Here is a 17,341-nt window from a genome sequence, read left to right as displayed (position 1 = left end):
ACTGTCTACTGTATCTGACGTTTTTTGCCCTGACTATCTGTTACTTCAATCGTTTTCACCGTCGGTGTCAGTACCATCATCCGGCCTGACTGTGACATAAACGACTGTCCGTACGGAAACTCAACTTTCTGCTTCTGCCCGTTGGCATACGTGACCAGTGCGGACGCGTCTGCTGGCTGAAGTTTAACGATACGGGCCGGTTTCTGATCCTTGAAGACACACAGCCGGCCACGGTTTTGTGAGGCAATCAGCAGTTCATGCCCTTTGGCGTCGGTCAGCTGAGCCAGACCTTTGGCATTGGCTGGCACAAAAAATCCGCTGCCGGCCATGGATTGCGGCGCAAAACCGCCTTTGCCGTCTCCCTTGAGCCACAAACCGTTTAAGCCGTCATACCGCCCCATCAGTACTTCACCGCTGTAGTCGTTGCCGACCAGCATGACGTCCAGATTCCCGTCGCGGTCAACGTCACTTGCCACCATACCGAAGATCGGGGCGAGCTGGGCCAGTGTTGGCAGCGGCCGGATCGCAAACGTACCATCGCCTTTATTTTCGAGATAAGACGACTGGAAGTAATTGGCTTCCAGTACGAGCGCTTTTTCGCGTTCTTCCGGTTTCAGCAACTTATCGATTGTGGCGGTCGTAAAATCCTTGTAGTACGGGAAGCGGGCCCGCATGGCAATCATCTGTTTAATCAGATCTTCACGTCCATGGAAGGTATATTCCTGCATTTTACCGGTTTCATCCGGTATATAGATGGTTGGAATGGCATCGTAAAAGCCATTATTATCAAAGTCGGCAGCATATATCCGGGCTGGTTGTGCGTCACTGGCCCGCATGCGGGCGTTTAAGCCAAGGTTCCCGGCAATGTAATCAACATCTCCGTCATGGTCGAAATCACCGGAAACTAGGGAGTTCCACCAGCCTTTTTTGGCCCCCAGAGACTTCTCATCAACTTTAGTAAGTTTGCCCTGCTGATTTTTCAGGAGTGTTAACGGCATCCACTCGCCGGCCAGGAAAAGATCCGGCCAGCCGTCATTGTCCACATCGGTCCAGAGTGCATCGCAGACAAGACCGACATCTTTGAGGGTAGGCGCTACCTGCGCTGTAACATCGGTAAACTTAACCTGCCCGCCTTTCGTATCATTCCGCAGAATCAGGCTGGAAACCGGTTGTGGATAGTGGTCAGGCTCAACCCGGCCACCGATAAACAAGTCCAGATCGCCGTCGCGGTCGATATCGGTGGCTTTTACACAGGATTTACTGGAGAAAACCGGAGGCAGCGCATTGACTGCAAGCGTAAAATTGCCTTTACCGTCGTTAAGGTACAACCGGTCCATAAAGACGTCTGTGCCGGCATTTCCTTCGATACCGCCGCTGGCAATGTACAGGTCCAGATCACCGTCGCGGTCTACGTCGAGCAGCAACGTACCCATGTCTTCTGACTGCTTTTCCGGATTAGGCGAAGGGGCCCGCAACGCCGACTGTGTAATCGGTTGCATTCCACCCGACTGCGCTTTTGCCGTAGGGGGGAAGAGAGGCTTCTGCGTGAACTTGCCGTTAGCTCCCTGCAGGAAAAACGTACCCTGATGGAAGCGTGAGCCGCTGACAAAGAAGTCGTCCAGACCATCGCCGTTGACGTCGCCTACTGCAACGGCCGGCGCAAACTGCGATAACTTATGCGGCAGAAGTTTCTGCACGTTAAAGTCAATATATTCCGGTTCCTGATGGGTAAAGTTAATGCCCAGCGAGTCGGTTACTTCGCTGAACAGGGGCTGAACAGCAGGATCGGGAACAACTTTTTCGGTTGCATCCTTGCTGTTGACTGTCAGGATCTGATTCACTTTAACATTCCGCAGTGTTTGTTTTACCTCGCCGTTCTTAGTTGGCCAGATCACCCGCACTTCGTCAATAGTCTGCACATTGCCTAAACCAAAATGGGCGGATTGTTCAACCGTCGACAGATAGCCGCGATACGGGCTGTGTTCATAGACCTGCTTACGGGCCTCGTTTGTTTTCGGGTCGTGGTAATAGAGCTCTACAATGGCACCCAGGCCCATCCGGTTTTGTGCCGGACCCACAAAGTGCATCCGCAGGTAAGCGGCATCATCTGGTTTGCGTTCAACCAGGTTATTGCGGTAAACAAAGGCCGAATCGTTGATATTATTGACGACATAATCCAGGTCACCGTCGTTGTCGAGATCACCGTAAGCGGCTCCGTTTGAGAACGATGGCTGCTTAAGCCCCCATTTTTCGGTAACGTCACTGAATGTCAGATCGCCGTTATTTTTAAAGGCATAATTGCTGATTTTCACCACCGGAATCTGCGAAAGCATGTAGTCCTTCGTTGATACCGACGAACTGTTGGCCCGGAATGAGATAAAGTCACGGTCAGTAATGTCTTTCGGAAACCCATTCGTAACCACCAGATCGCGGTTGCCGTCATGGTCGAAATCGATCAGGAGGGGAGACCAGCTCCAGTCGGTTTCGGCTACGTCTGAAAACAGGCTGATTTCGCTGAAAACCGGTGCGCCCTTTTTTTCTTTCCCTTGCGCCGGGCGGTTACCCATGTTCAGTTGCAGGGTATTGCGGACGTATTGATACCCGAAGTTAAACTCTTCATTGTTGAGGTAAACCTGGTAATTGCTGGGGCCCATGAGCATCTTCTTCCGGTAGTTGTCGCGCGGGAGCATGTCAACGGCAACGATGTCGGCCAGACCGTCGTTGTTAATATCCGCTACATCGTTGCCCATGGCCGAGTTGCTGGTGTGCTTCAGGTAGGTCTGCCGCTGGTCTGTAAATGTTCCATCCTGATTATTGATATACATCAGGTCGTCAGACAGGTAGTCATTGGTCACATAAACGTCTTTCCAGCCATCGCGGTTAATGTCGCAGATGTTGATTCCTAATCCATAGCCTTCGATCTGAATACCAGCCTGTTTCGATACATTTTCAAAGAGCGGTTTACTGGTAAGTGCCGCATTCGATGAGCGTTCCACCGACAGATTCCGGTACAGGCGGTCCGTCGTCGGTGAAGTACCGTTTGTAATCTTAGGCCGGTAAGCGTTCGGATACTGCTCAATGGTATTTGTCAGCACATATAAATCGAGGTCACCGTCATTATCATAGTCGAAAAAGGCGGCGTTGGTAGTGTGACCATCATCAGCGATACCGTATTCCTGTGCCATTTCCTTGAAAACCGGTGTACCGCCTTTGGTGCCGCCCTGATTGACAAATAACAGGTTTTGCCGTTTCTTCGGGTCTTTGAAAACGGTTGCACCCACATAAATATCCAGCCAGCCGTCATTATTGATGTCGACCAGCGCAACGCCGGAACACCATCTGCCGTTGCCTTCAACACCGGCCTTTGTGGTTACGTCATCAAATTTCAGCTCGCCTTTGTTGATATACAACTTATTCGCTACCTGATTTCCCGAGAAGAAAATATCCTGTAAACCATCATTGTTAAAATCGCCGATTGCTGTACCGCCGCCATTATAAATGTACTCAAAGTCAAGAATGTTCATTGAGTCGTTGTCCGTAATCCGGTTAGAAAAAGTAACACCGGTTTTATCGGCCGAAACGAGGGTAAACAAAGTATCAGTATTCTGTTGACAGGCTGTGCCCAGCCAGCTGACCAGGGCGGCTACAGCCACAACAAGTAGAACGCGTTGGAACATTGTTCAGTAGGTAAAAAATAGGATGGCTAAAATACAAAAAACAGTTGGAATGGTGCCAGAAATACCGGAAGAGCCTGCTTTCTGTGCATCACTAACAGTAACCGCTTAATAATTTTATACATTAAATAAGAAAAGGTATACAATTTTTTGAAAGTTGATTGTCAGTATAATAATACTACTTCCAGTAAAGAAATTGATAAAAAAGTACACAAAAATACGCGTTTATACTGCTTGTATAATTCATAGCTAATTTTTGATTATAAATATTTTTCATAAAATTGTTACAAATTAATATACATTAATTGATAATAATTTAACTAAACAATTTCCTTAACATCCTATGAAGGTAACTCTTTACAAGTTGCTGCAAAGGGTCACGCTTTGTGTATGCATGCTGATGAGCATCCATGCATTTGCTCAGGACCGACGCATTACCGGGCGGATAACCGGTACCGATGGGGCCGTGCCGGGGGCCAACGTGGTTATAAAAGGCTCTTCGACAGGAACGGCCACCGATGCAGAAGGTAATTATTCTCTGAATGCCCGTGCAGGTGACATTACGCTGGTCATTTCTGCAATCGGTTTTAAAACAAAAGAAGTAGCTGTCGGGAATCAGACAACCGTGAACGTCTCGCTCGAGGACGATGTAACGGCGTTGAGTGAAGTCGTGGTTACGGGTTATTCAACAGACAGCAAACGCGAGACAACGGGCGCGGTTTCTACCGTAAAAGCCCGTGCTTTACAGGCGACTCCATCCGGAAACGTCGAACAGCAATTACAGGGCCGTGTATCCGGGGTAACCGTTATTACCAACGGGCAGCCGGGAACGACCAGCCAGGTGCGGGTTCGTGGTTTCGGCGCGTTTGGCGGTAACCAGCCGTTGTATATTGTGGACGGTGTACCGGTAACGTCGACGGATTTCCTGTCGCCTGATGATATCGAAACAACAACCGTTCTGAAAGATGCGGCAACGGCGTCGATTTATGGTGCCCGTGCGGCCAGTGGTGTAATTGTCTATACGACGAAAAAGGGCTCAAAAACAGCCCGTAAACTATCTGTTTCCTACGACGGCCAGTATGGCGCAACGCTGCCGGGTAAAGGCCAGGAAATGCTTAACCCGACTGAATTCGCTGACTGGACATGGCGTGCTTTCCGGAATTCAGGCTATAAGCCCGGCGATCCGGAATGGACACATCAGCAGTTCGGTAGCGGTGCTACGCCGGTAATTCCTGATTATCTGATTGTTGGAAACCGGTATGGCGTTACCGGATCTATTGATCTGGCCGCAGAAAAAGCAAAATATAATGTTGACCAGAATGCCGGCGCAATCTATCAGGTTGTGAAAGCCAACAAGCAGGGTACTGACTGGTATGACGCCATCACACGCGTTGCACCGATTCAGCGCCATGGCCTTGGTTTCTCGGGCGGCACGGAAAGCAGCCGGTATTATATTGGTTTCGGGGCACAGCGCCAGGCCGGTATTCTTTTATACAATGACTTTTCGCGGTATACATTCCGTGCAAACACTGAATTTGATCTGACCAAACGGATCCGCATCGGTGAAAACCTTCAGTTTACGTACCGCTCCGTGATTGGTCAGGGTGGTGCCAATGGTGGTCAGGGTGTTGCTGCCGATGAAAACCAGATTCTGGGTGCGTTCCGGATTCCGACTATTATCCCCATTTATGATGAATTCGGCGGGTATGCCGGCACAGCGGCTAAAGGGTTTAACAACCCGCGTAACCCGGTTGCCGAGCGCGATAACCTGCGGAATAACAAGGATTTCAACGGAAATGCCTTTGGTAACGTTTACATCGAAATCGATCCGATTGATAACCTGACCCTGCGGAGCAGCATTGGCGGTCAGTACAACAACTATTATGGTGTTGGCTACAACCGGATTCAGTACGAAAACTCGGAAAATAACAAGGATTTTGGGTATAACGAGTACGGCGGCTATTCATTTGGCTGGACAGTTACTAATACCCTGAATTATAAAAAGCGGTTTGGTATCCATAATGTAGATGTGCTGGTCGGCCAGGAAGCGTTAAATACAGGTTCAAGCCGGAATATCTCCGGAAATGGTATTAATCCGTTTGCACTGGACCCTAATTATATTACACTCAGTACCGTTTCGGCAACAAACCGTATTGTGGGCAGTGGCTATTTCAAAGGAATTAACTTCTATTCGCTCTTTGGTCAGCTGAAGTATTCGTACAATGACAAATATCTGGTTTCGGCCATTGTTCGTCGTGACGGGTCATCGCGGTTCGGGGCCAATAACCGGTATGGTGTGTTCCCTGCCTTCTCGGCGGCATGGCGGTTGTCTTCTGAAGAGTTTATGAAGGATCTTCCGTGGGTTACCGACCTGAAAATACGGGGTGGCTATGGTCTGATGGGTAACTCAAACAACGTTGATCCGAACAACCAGTATAGCTTATATGGTGCCAATCTGGGTAACTCGGCATATGACATCAACGGTACAAACAACAGTACATTCGAAGGCTATTACCGAACCCGTATCGGAAACCCGAATGCGAAATGGGAAACCAGCGTTTCATCAAACATTGGTTTTGACGGATCGTTTTTCAACAATCGCCTGGAAGTAATTCTGGACATCTGGCGGAAAGATACTAAAGACCTGCTGTTCCAGGTGCCGGTACCGGACGTAATTGGTACGTATGCGGATGCACCATTCGTGAATGCAGCTAAAATGCGTAACCAGGGTGTTGATTTGCAGGTCATTACCCGCGGTAAAATCAACGGCGAAGTTGGTTATGAAGCGAACATTACCGGTAGTGTGCTGAGCAATAAAATTGTGGAACTGACGCAGGGCTTAACGTATCTGACGACGATCAACCCTGGTTTCCGGGGCATCAACCCAATCCGTAACCAGCTGGGTTATTCGATTTCAGCCTTCTATGGCTATAAGGTAATGGGCTTGTTCCAGAACCAGGGAGAAATCGACGCCGCTCCAACTCAGGAAGGTGTTACCAAAACGAAGGACATTACTTCAGAAAATCAGGGTAAGCCAACTGGTATCGGTCGTTTCCGCTACGCCGACCTGAATGGCGACGGGCAAATTACTGCCGATGACCGTACGTATCTGGGTAGCCCGGTGCCAAAGTTTACCGGTGGTCTGAACCTCAAGTTTACATATAAGAACTTCGATATCGAGACGTATATGTATACCTCGATCGGGAACAAGATCTTTAACGTATCGAAGTGGTATACAGATTTTTATCCGTCATTCTCTGGTGCTTCAATCAGCGCCCGTGTGAAGGACTCATGGTCGCCTGAAAACCCGGGCGGCAAACTGCCGATCTTCGAATCTGCGTCAAATTTCAGTACCAACACCCAGTCGAACTCTTACTACGTAGAAGACGGCTCGTACTTCCGTTTGCAAAACCTGTCAATCGGGTATAACATTCCGGCCAGTGCATTGGGACGTCTGAAAATACAGCGTCTGCGCGTATTTGCATCGACAAACAACCTGTTGACGATTACGAAATATCAGGGTCTGGATCCTAGCGTTGGTGGTTCGGCAGATACAAACTTTGGTATTGACGTTGGTAACTATCCAATCACGCGGAGTTTTGTCGGCGGTATTAGCCTTGGTTTCTGATAACCTAAACTTGATTTAAGCAATATGACAAACAATATAAAACAGGTAGCTGCCGGCGCCGCGGCCACCCTCATGCTAACCTTCATCGGGTTTGCCTGTAAAGATAAATTTCTGGATGTACCGGCGACGGGGCAGCTGGGTGCCTCACAGCTGGCGTCGAAAAAAGGCATTGAAGGTGCCGTTATCTCGGTTTATGCCATGTTGAACGGTCGTTCTGAACGCCTTGGCTCATCGTCGAACTGGGTCTATGGCAGTATCCGTGGGGGCGATGCCAACAAAGGAACTGACCCTGGCGATTTCTCATCCATTAACCCGATTCAGCGGTTTGAGACTATCCCTACCGGCGACGTGGCCGGTGCATGGCGTGTCAAATACGAAGGAATCAGCCGGGCAAACAACGTGCTGCGTCTGTTGGCGGCTGCCGGTCCGGATGTGACTGATGCTGATAAAGCCCGCATCGGTGCTGAAGCAAAATTCCTGCGCGGATTCTATTATTTCGAACTGAAGCGTTTGTATAACAACACGCCTTATGTCGATGAAACGCTGGACTATGCGACTGGCATTGAGAAAGTTAAGAACGATCAGGATTTATGGCCGAAAATTGTAGCTGATCTTCAGACCGCCTACAATAACCTGCCGGAAACCCAGGAGGCAGCTGGCCGAGCCAATAAATGGGCAGCAGCCGCCTTGCTGGCCAAGGCCTATATGTATCAGCAGAAATACACGGAAGCCAAGACGTTATATGATCAGATCATTGCCAATGGCAAAACGGCTAACGGTAAAAAGTATGCGCTTGTGGCTAAATATGCAGACCTGTATAGAGCCTCAAATGACAATAACGAGGAGTCTGTTTTTGCCATTCAGGCAGCTACCAATACCGGTGATGCCAATAATGCCAACCCTGAGTTTGACCTGAATTATCCGTACAACACCGGTACAAACGGACCGGCGGGATGCTGCGGATTTTTCCAGCCAAGCTTTGAACTGGTGAACTCTTTCCGGACAAATGCCAACGGATTACCGTTGCTGAACGGAACCTATAATGCGGCTGGTAATGAGGTTAAAAACGATCAGGGGATTCTGTCAAGCGCTGCGTTTACGCCGGATGCCGGTAACCTCGATCCGCGCCTTGACCATTCAGTGGGTCGTCGTGGCATTCCTTATCTTGACTGGCAGGATCACCCGGGTTATGACTGGATCCGGAAACAGGATTACGGCGGACCGTATACGCCGAAGAAGTACGTATATTACCGGGCGGACCAGGGAACCTACCAGCAAAGTAATGGCTGGCACCCGGGCTATACCGCTATGAACTATACGATTATCCGGTATGCCGATGTGCTGTTAATGGCCGCAGAAGCTGAAGTTGAGGTTGGTTCGCTGACCAAAGCGCTGGAATATGTAAACATGGTGCGTAAACGGGCGGCTAATCCGGCAGGGTTTGTCTTGAAAAACAATGCACCGGCTGCCAAATATGTAATCAGCGAGTATACCGCAGCGGCATTTGCTTCAAAAGAAGCTGCCAGAACGGCCGTACGGTTTGAACGCAAGCTGGAGCTTTCGGGTGAAGGACACCGTTTCTTTGATCTCTTACGCTGGGGTGTTGCAGAAGCAAGTATGAATGCCTATTTGTCATATGAAGGACAAAAGCTTCCGGTTGCCTTAGGCAGCGCTAAGTTTACGCCGAATCAGGATGAATATCTACCGATCCCGCAGGCACAGATTGACCTGCAGGGGAAAGATGTTCTGAAGCAGAATCCAGGCTACCAATAAGATCGCACATATTGGTTTTGTACAAAAAGGGGCTTTATGCCCCTTTTTTTTTGATCCTTTTTGTTACCCTATAGCTTTTATAGTTTATCAATTGTTTATTTTCTACTAGTAAATAATAAGTAAAAAAATAAATACATAATTTTCATGTATGTATGTCATAGGTATATAATAATAATTATAGGAATAATTATAAGTGCAAAAATGCTGATTTACAGCGTTTTAGAGATACAATTTGAGGGTTTTATGATAAAATTGTATTATATCGTTAACTAGTAGTACTAAAAAAAATGTTAAAATTATTTTATGGTATAAGAGAATTGATATAAAATTGAATCGGTTTCAAACTTAACAATCCCTTAACAACTATGAGAGCAAAACTTTACAAGTTATTGCCATCTGCTTTATGGGTAGGATTTATGCTATTTCTAAGCATAAGCGCCTCTGCCCAGGAACGCCGGGTTACCGGTAAAGTTAGTGGTCCCGATGGTGCGGTTCCGGGTGCCAACGTGGTGTTGAAAGGCTCCTCAACAGGGACAGCCACCGATGCAAACGGAGCTTTTTCCGTAAATGTAAAGGGTGCAAACCCTGTTTTGGTGATTTCTGCAATCGGTTTCAAAACCCGTGAAGTGACGGTTGGAAACCAGACAGACATCTCTGTGAAACTGGATGATGATGTGACAGCGCTTAGTGAAGTAATCGTAACCGGTTACTCGACCAGTAACAAGCGTGATGCAACAGGTTCAGTAGCGACGGTAAAAACAAAAGACCTGACAACGGTTCCATCCGGTAACGTTGAGCAGCAGTTACAGGGTCGTGTGGCCGGTGTAACGGTAATCGCCACCGGACAGCCGGGCGCATCAAGCCAGATTCGTGTGCGTGGTTTTGGTAGCTTTGGTGGTAACCAGCCATTGTATGTTGTTGATGGTGTGCCTACGCAAAACATTGATTTCCTTGCTCCGGACGACATCGAAACAACAACTGTACTCAAAGATGCGGCTTCTGCATCAATTTACGGTGCGCGTGCAGCCAGCGGTGTAATTGTTTACACAACAAAGAAAGGATCACGCAATGCCCGCAAACTGAACGTGACGTATGATGGTCTGTATGGGGCAACTGATCCTGGTAAAGGCCAGAAGATGATGAACCCCACTGACTTTGCTCAGTGGACTAATCAGGCATACATCAACTCAGGTTCGACTTACGCTCACCCTCAGTTTGGTACATTAGGTGCCGGTAAAACACCGGTAATTCCTGATTACATTAACGTAGGTGGCCGTTCAGGCGTTGTTGGTACTGTTGACCTCGCCGCTGAAAAAGCAAAATACAACGTTGATCCGACTGCCGGTTCAATCTATCAGGTCGTGAAATCTAACCGGGCTGGTACTGACTGGTACAAGGAGATCACCCGTACAGCACCGCTGCAGCGTCACTCACTGGGTTTTTCAGGCGGTACTGAAAACAGCCGTTTCTACATCGGTCTGAATGCGCAGAATCAATCTGGTATCCTGAAATACAATGACTTCAAACGGTATAGCTTCCGGGCAAACTCTGAATTTGATATTTCTAAGAAAGTCCGGATCGGTGAAAACCTGCAGTTTACGTATCGCTCAACAAACGGTGCGATTGGTGATAACGGTGGTTTCGGTGTGTCTGATGATGAAAGTGTAATCCTGTCGGCGTTCCGTATGCCATCAATCATTCCGGTATATGATGAGTTTGGCGGATACGCCGGTACGGCTGCTAAGGGCTTTAACAACCCGCGTAACCCGGTTGCAGAACGGGATGGTCTGAAAAATAACCGCGGCTTTGGTACAAGCGGATTTGGTAACATCTATGTAGAAGTTGATCCTATTCCTGGACTGACACTGCGCAGCAGCGTTGGTGGTAGCTACAGCAATTTCTATAACTGGAGCTATGGCCGTTTACAGTACGAAAACTCTGAAAACAACTCGGCATTCAGCTATAACGAAGGTGGTGGTTTTGGATTTGCCTGGGTATTAACAAACCAGGCGACATACTCGAAACGGTTTGGCTTCCACAGTGTGAAGGCAATTGTTGGTCAGGAAGCCCTGAATGATGGTCGCGGTAAAAATATCTCAGGAAATGGTTTGAATCCATTCTCGACCGATCCTAACTACATCACGTTGAGTACAGTATCGGCAAGTGGTAAAGTTGTTAACTCAGGCTATTTTAAAGGTGTTAATTTCTACTCACTGTTCGGACAGGTTGAATATAACTTCAACGAGCGCTATTACCTGACAGGTGTTGTTCGTCGCGACGGTTCATCCCGTTTCGGTGCCAATAGCCGTTATGGTGTCTTCCCTGCGTTCTCGGCTGCATGGCGTGTATCGTCAGAGAGCTTCATGAAGGATATTCCGGCAATCTCTGACCTGAAAATTCGTGGTGGTTATGGTACAATGGGTAACTCGAACAACGTTGATCCGAACAACCAGTACAGCTTATACGCTGCCAGCGTAGGTGCATCAGCCTATGACATCAACGGTACCAACTCAAGTGTTGCAGAAGGTTATTACCGGACTCGTATCGGTAACCCGGATGCACGCTGGGAAACGGCTGTTACGAAAAACATTGGTGTTGATATCTCCCTGCTGAATAACCGCTGGGAAGCAAGTGTTGACCTGTGGCAGAAAGATACCCGTGATCTGTTGTTCCAGGTACCGATCACTGCAACAGCCGGTCCTCGTGCTTCGGCTCCTTCAGTTAACGTTGCCAAAATGCTGAACAAAGGTCTGGATATCTTAGTAACAAACCGTGGTAAGATTTCTGGTGACTGGAATTATGAAGCAACACTGACGGGTACATTCCTGCAGAACAAAATTGTTGAACTGGCCAATGGGCTGACATACATTACCTCAATCAACCCTGGTTATCGTGGTATCAACCCGATCCGTAACCAATTGGGTTATTCACTGTCTGCATATTACGGATACAAAGTAGTTGGTCTGTTCCAGAACCAGTCAGAAGTGGATGCTGCTCCGGCACAGGATGGTAAAGGAGTAGGGCGTTTCCGGTATGCTGACCTGAACGGAGATGGTAAAATCACAGCAGATGACCGTACGTTCCTCGGTAGTCCGGTTCCTAAGTTCACGGGTGGTTTTAACTTCACCGTTCGTTACAAAGGCTTTGATCTGAACGCCTATATGTATGCGTCAATGGGTAACAAAATCTTTAACGTATCGAAGTGGTTTACTGACTTTTATCCATCGTTTGCCGGTGCTGCCATTAGTGAGCGTGTAAAAGAGTCATGGACACCACAGAACACAGGAGCTACTATTCCGATCTTCGAAACAGCGTCTAACTTCAGTACGAACACGCAGTCTAACTCATTCTATGTAGAAGACGGTTCATACCTGCGCTTCCAGAACCTGTCAATCGGTTACAACGTGCCTGCCAATGTATTGGGCAAGCTGAAAGCTAACCGTCTGCGGATTTCTGCTTCGGTGAATAACCTGGCTACCCTGACAAAATACCAAGGTCTGGATCCTGCCGTTGGTGGTAATGCCGATACGCAGTTCGGTGTTGACGTAGGAAACTATCCATTGACCCGCAGCTGGAACCTGGGTATCAACCTCGGCTTTTAATTAAACACTTAACCGTTTTATCATAATAGAAATCTTATGAACATGTCATTAAAAACAAAAGCGGTGGTGGCCTCACTCTCTCTAGCAGCCATTGTTTTTGCTTGTAAAGATTCATTCCTTGACGTTCCGCCAACGGGACAAATCAGTAATGCTCAGTTAACGTCCAAAAAAGGTCTGGAAGGCTCCCTGATTTCAGTGTATAGCCACCTGAATGGCCGGGAATGGCGGATGGCGTCAGCTACTAACTGGGTTTGGGGAAGTATCCGGGGTGGTGATGCAAATAAAGGTACTGACCCTGGTGATTTCAGTGATATCAACCCGATTCAGCGTTTTGAGTACCTGTCAACCCAGGGTGTATTACTGGAATCATGGCGTGGTAACTACGAAGGCATTGCCCGGGCAAATAGTCTGTTGGCATTGATGCCTAAGGCAGCTGCCGATGTGTCTGCGGCAGATAAAACCCGCATGACCGCTGAGGCACGTTTCCTGCGCGGCCATTACTACTTCCAGCTGAAACGCAACTTTGGCAATACCCCGTATGTAGACGAGTCTGTAGACTACGGTACAGGTATCGAAAAAGTTAAAAATGATGCTGACCTGTGGCCGAAAATCGAAGCTGACCTGAAATTTGCGTATGATAACCTGCCGGAAACACAGTCGGCGGTTGGCCGCGCAAACAAATGGGCTGCTGCGGCTTATCTGGCAAAAGCCTATTTGTATCAGAAAAAATACAGCGAAGCGAAAACGCTTTTTGACCTGATTATCGCTAACGGTAAAACATCGGGTGGTAAAAAGTATGCACTGGTTGCTAAATACGGTGATGTGTTCAAGGCATCGAATGACAACAACGAAGAGTCAATCTTTGCTATCCAGAACGCGGCTAATACTGGCTCAGTGAACAATGCGTTCCCTGAATTTGACCTGAACTATCCGTACAACACAGGTCCTAACGGTCCTGGTAACTGCTGCGGTTTCTTCCAGCCCAGCTTCGAACTGGCGAACTCATACCGGACAAACGCAAACGGTCTGCCTTTACTGGATGGTTCTTACAACAGTGCCGCCAATGCACTGAAAACAGACATGGGGCTGGATTCAAAAACTGCCTTTACACCGGATGCCGGTAACGTTGACCCGCGCCTTGACTGGGCAGTTGGCCGTCGTGGTATTCCGTTCCTTGACTGGCAGGATCACCCGGGTGCTGACTGGATTCGTAACCAGCCAAACGGTGGACCATATTCTCCTAAGAAATATACGTACTACAAATCTGATGTAGGTTCACTGCAGGATAACAGCTCATGGACACCTGGTTATACCGCGCAAAACTTTACAATCATCCGTTTTGCTGACGTCTTACTAATGGCAGCTGAGTGTGAAGTCGAAGTTGGCTCGCTGGCAAAGGCACTGGAATATGTAAATACGGTTCGTAAGCGGGCGGCCAATACTGCGGGTTTTGTAACGAAAGCTGGTGCGCCTGCTGCTAAGTATGTGATCAGCGAATATACTGCGTTTGCTGACAAAGCTACTGCCCGTACGGCTGTTTACTTCGAGCGCAAGCTTGAATTATCAGGCGAAGGTCACCGCTTCTATGATCTTGTTCGTTGGGGTACTGCTAATACGGAAGTTAATAACTACCTGACCTACGAAAGCAAACTACTGACCGGTGCTTTAGGTGGTGCTAAATTCACTGCCGGTAAAAACGAACTGCTTCCAATCCCACAAGATCAGATTGACTTGTTAGGTAAGGATATTCTGAAGCAAAACCCTGGTTACTAATCCGGATCCGGATTCAGGGTAGTCAATCAGTAAATGGGTTGTCGGGTGATTACCGCCTGATAACCCATTTTGTTTTTTTATGAGGTCACCACTTGTTTATTTGAAAATGAGCCGATACTTTTGACCCGTCATGAAACGCGCTGTCCAACATATTGTCTGTTTGCTAATGGCCTGCATTGTACTGATCAGCAGTACAGGGTTTGGCCTGCTGGAGCATACCTGCCAGATGCGCGGAAAAAAAGTCCAGCTCATTGGACTGCATGATCCGGCCTGCAAAGGGTGCCCGGCAGACCGGACAGCTCAATCAGACGGCAAAACCATTGTTAAAAAAGCGGACTGCTGTAAGGAAGAAACCCGGTATGAGAATGTAGATATTACATCGTCGTTCAGCCAGCTTTTCGCGAAGTTTATCAAAGCAGTTGCCCAGGCGATAACCGTTGCGGTTGTTTCTGTCATAACCTGGGTATTCAGCTGGATTTATGACCGTGATGCTGAAGCGGTCCTTAGTTTACCGAATGCCCCTCCACCTGCCTATGGCCGCGCCTTATTAGCCATTGTGCAGCGTTTCCTGCTATAAACCGATAAGTTTCTGTCAGACTGCCGATACCGATCAGGTATGGGCTTTACTCATTGTTTTACAGTTTACTTATCAACATGCGATTCCTCATAATATTTCTTTGCCTGAGCGCAACCGGTGCGTTCGGTCAGCTGGTTCGTGGACGTATCAGCGAAACAGTTAATAACCGTAAAGTCCCTTTAACCGGTGCTACCCTACAATGGGCTGGCACGTCTTCCGGTGCTGTAACGGATTCCGCCGGAAACTTTTCCGTACACAAACACGGCGAAACAAACAAGCTGATTGTGAGCTATATCGGCTATCGTACGGATACCGTCAACGTAACGTCATCGGAGCAGTTTCTGGAAATAACCCTTCGCCAGGAAGCGACCCTTCAGGAAGTAACGGTTTCCGGTGGTTCGACCATTATTGACCAGATAAATCCGATCCATACGGAAGTACTGACAACCCGCACGCTGGCCAAAGCGGCCTGCTGTAACCTGTCTGAAACCTTTGAAACAAATGCGTCCGTGAGTGTTTCATACGCCGATGCCGTGACAGGCGCCAAACAAATCCAGTTTCTGGGGCTTGGCGGGCAATATGTGCAGACAAACGTTGAAAATATACCGGCAATCCGCGGTCTCGGAACGACGTTCGGCCTTAATTATGTGCCTGGTACCTGGATTACATCCATTGATGTCGGCAAGGGTATTGGTTCGGTCGTAAATGGATATGAAGGCATGACCGGTGCGTTGAATGTCGAACTCCAGAAGCCTGATTTTCGTGCCGAAACGCATACGTCGCAATGGTTGCTGAATGGCTATGTCAATTCATTTGGCAGGGGAGAAGGCAATGTTAACTTTTCCAGAGCCCTGAACGATAAATGGAGCGTCGGGGTTCTTGGCCATGTAAGTGCCCTGCAGGCCAAAATAGATCAGAACAGTGATAATTTCATGGACCTGCCACTGTACCGGCAATACAACGGAATTAACCGCTGGAAATACACCAGTGACCGCTGGATGGCCCAGTTCGGCGTAAAAGCGTTGTATGAAGACCGGACCGGCGGGCAGCTTACTGCACAAAACGGTAACCCACTTTACCGCTTTACCAACGAAACCAAACGGCTTGAGGCTTTTTCGAAACTGGCCAGGCTGTTTCCGGATAAACCGTATAAAGGGCTTGGGTTGATTATCAGCGCCCTGAACCACGATCAAAAGGCGGTATTTGGCTTTAAACCGTATGTGGGTAAACAACAGTCCTTGTACACCAATCTGATTTATCAGACGATTATCAACAATACTAATCACACGGTAAAGGCAGGTGTCAGTTATCTGCTGGATAACTATAACGAATCACTGGGAAGTATGCCGGTACCGACCAACCGGACGGAATCGGTAGCAGGGGCGTTTGCTGAATACGCCTACACAGCATCCGAACGATTTGCCGTCGTTTTGGGTAACCGGGTTGATTACCATAACCTGTTTGGTATGCAGTGGACCCCGCGTGTGCATGCGAAATACCATATTCACGAAATGCTCACCCTGCGTTTTTCGGCAGGCCGTGGCTGGCGGGTGCCAAATATGCTGGCCGAAAACTTTGGCTACCTGGTCAGCTCGCGTACCGTTATTTTCCGCGATAAGCTACAGCCGGAAGTATCCTGGAATATGGGTGGTAGCCTGACCTATGAATTTCTGCTGCTGGGTAAAAAAGCCAGTTTTGTTACAGACTATTACCGGACAAATTTCCGGAATCAGCTGATCGCCGATCTGGAACATCCGCAGGAAATCAATTTTTATAATCTGACCGGCCCTTCCTACGCCAACAGTTTTCAGGCCGAGCTTAATTATTTTCCGATAAAGCGGCTGGAGGTGAAAGCTGCTTACCGGTTGTTTGATGTACGGCAAAGCATGGGGGCGCCGCTGGGTGAAAGTGTGTTACTGGAAAAAATGATGGTCAGCCGTGACCGGATACTGCTTAATGCGGGTTATGCTCTGCCATATGACAAATGGAAGTTTGACGCAACCCTGCAATGGAACGGACCAAAACGGATTCCTTACATGGCCCCCGGTTATGTGCATACCAGTTACCGGAATATGCCCCTCAGTATAACGCCGTCTTTTTTTAACCTGAATGCGCAGGTATCAAGAGGTTTCAAAAGCGGCTGGGAAGTCTATCTGGGCGGGGAAAACCTGACCGGTTTCCGGCAGACTAACCCGATTATGTCGGCCGGAAACCCGTTTGGCTCTGGTTTTGATGCCGCTTCACATGTCTGGGGGCCGGTAACCGGAAGCATTGTATACCTTGGTTTCCGTTTTAAACCGCAAACGTAGAACGT

At 48.3% G+C, this 17,341-nt stretch carries 7 protein-coding genes; 6 read left to right on the top strand and 1 reads right to left on the bottom strand.

What is annotated here, in order from left to right:
• Positions 1-5 precede the first annotated feature (5 nt).
• On the bottom strand, positions 6-3,677 hold the full coding sequence (locus tag AC23NW_RS30285; protein WP_487454222.1) for a VCBS repeat-containing protein: 3,672 nt from the start codon (positions 3,675-3,677) through the stop codon (positions 6-8).
• A 340-nt stretch (positions 3,678-4,017) separates the two neighbouring features.
• Between AC23NW_RS30285 and AC23NW_RS30280 the strand changes: the two genes are divergently transcribed.
• The 6 genes from AC23NW_RS30280 to AC23NW_RS30255 all read left to right on the top strand — a co-directional run bounded on the left by AC23NW_RS30280 (position 4,018) and on the right by AC23NW_RS30255 (position 17,336).
• Entirely contained in the window at positions 4,018-7,302 is a 3,285-nt protein-coding gene (locus tag AC23NW_RS30280; protein ID WP_293834613.1) for a SusC/RagA family TonB-linked outer membrane protein, read from the top strand.
• A 24-nt stretch (positions 7,303-7,326) separates the two neighbouring features.
• A complete protein-coding gene (locus AC23NW_RS30275) occupies positions 7,327-9,075 on the top strand; it encodes a RagB/SusD family nutrient uptake outer membrane protein (RefSeq protein WP_487454221.1) in 1,749 nt (582 codons plus the stop codon).
• Positions 9,076-9,440: 365 nt separating this feature from the next.
• A complete protein-coding gene (locus AC23NW_RS30270; RefSeq protein ID WP_487454219.1) occupies positions 9,441-12,677 on the top strand; it encodes a SusC/RagA family TonB-linked outer membrane protein in 3,237 nt (1,078 codons plus the stop codon).
• 42 nt (positions 12,678-12,719) lie between these two features.
• Positions 12,720-14,450, top strand: a complete 1,731-nt coding sequence (locus AC23NW_RS30265; protein ID WP_487454217.1) for a RagB/SusD family nutrient uptake outer membrane protein — start codon at positions 12,720-12,722, stop codon at positions 14,448-14,450.
• Positions 14,451-14,580: 130 nt separating this feature from the next.
• Positions 14,581-15,027, top strand: coding sequence for an HYC_CC_PP family protein (locus AC23NW_RS30260; RefSeq protein ID WP_293845738.1), 447 nt, complete (start codon positions 14,581-14,583; stop codon positions 15,025-15,027).
• A 77-nt stretch (positions 15,028-15,104) separates the two neighbouring features.
• Complete coding sequence (locus AC23NW_RS30255) at positions 15,105-17,336, top strand: TonB-dependent receptor (RefSeq protein WP_487454216.1); 2,232 nt, start codon at positions 15,105-15,107, stop codon at positions 17,334-17,336.
• Positions 17,337-17,341: the final 5 nt, after the last annotated feature.

The sequence above is a fragment of the Arsenicibacter sp. R0_47 genome (assembly GCF_057652235.1).
The sequence above is the reverse complement of the archived record's forward strand: the minus strand, read 5'-3'. Positions and strand labels throughout refer to the sequence as shown.

Excerpts from the sequence above, each read along its gene's own strand:
- AC23NW_RS30280 (WP_293834613.1), top strand. The coding sequence starts at position 4,018 with ATGAAGGTAACTCTTTACAAGTTGCTGCAAAGGGTCACGCTTTGTGTA.
- AC23NW_RS30275 (WP_487454221.1), top strand. The coding sequence starts at position 7,327 with ATGACAAACAATATAAAACAGGTAGCTGCCGGCGCCGCGGCCACCCTC.
- AC23NW_RS30285 (WP_487454222.1), bottom strand. The coding sequence starts at position 3,677 with ATGTTCCAACGCGTTCTACTTGTTGTGGCTGTAGCCGCCCTGGTCAGC.
- AC23NW_RS30255 (WP_487454216.1), top strand. The coding sequence starts at position 15,105 with ATGCGATTCCTCATAATATTTCTTTGCCTGAGCGCAACCGGTGCGTTC.
- AC23NW_RS30270 (WP_487454219.1), top strand. The coding sequence starts at position 9,441 with ATGAGAGCAAAACTTTACAAGTTATTGCCATCTGCTTTATGGGTAGGA.
- AC23NW_RS30260 (WP_293845738.1), top strand. The coding sequence starts at position 14,581 with ATGAAACGCGCTGTCCAACATATTGTCTGTTTGCTAATGGCCTGCATT.
- AC23NW_RS30265 (WP_487454217.1), top strand. The coding sequence starts at position 12,720 with ATGTCATTAAAAACAAAAGCGGTGGTGGCCTCACTCTCTCTAGCAGCC.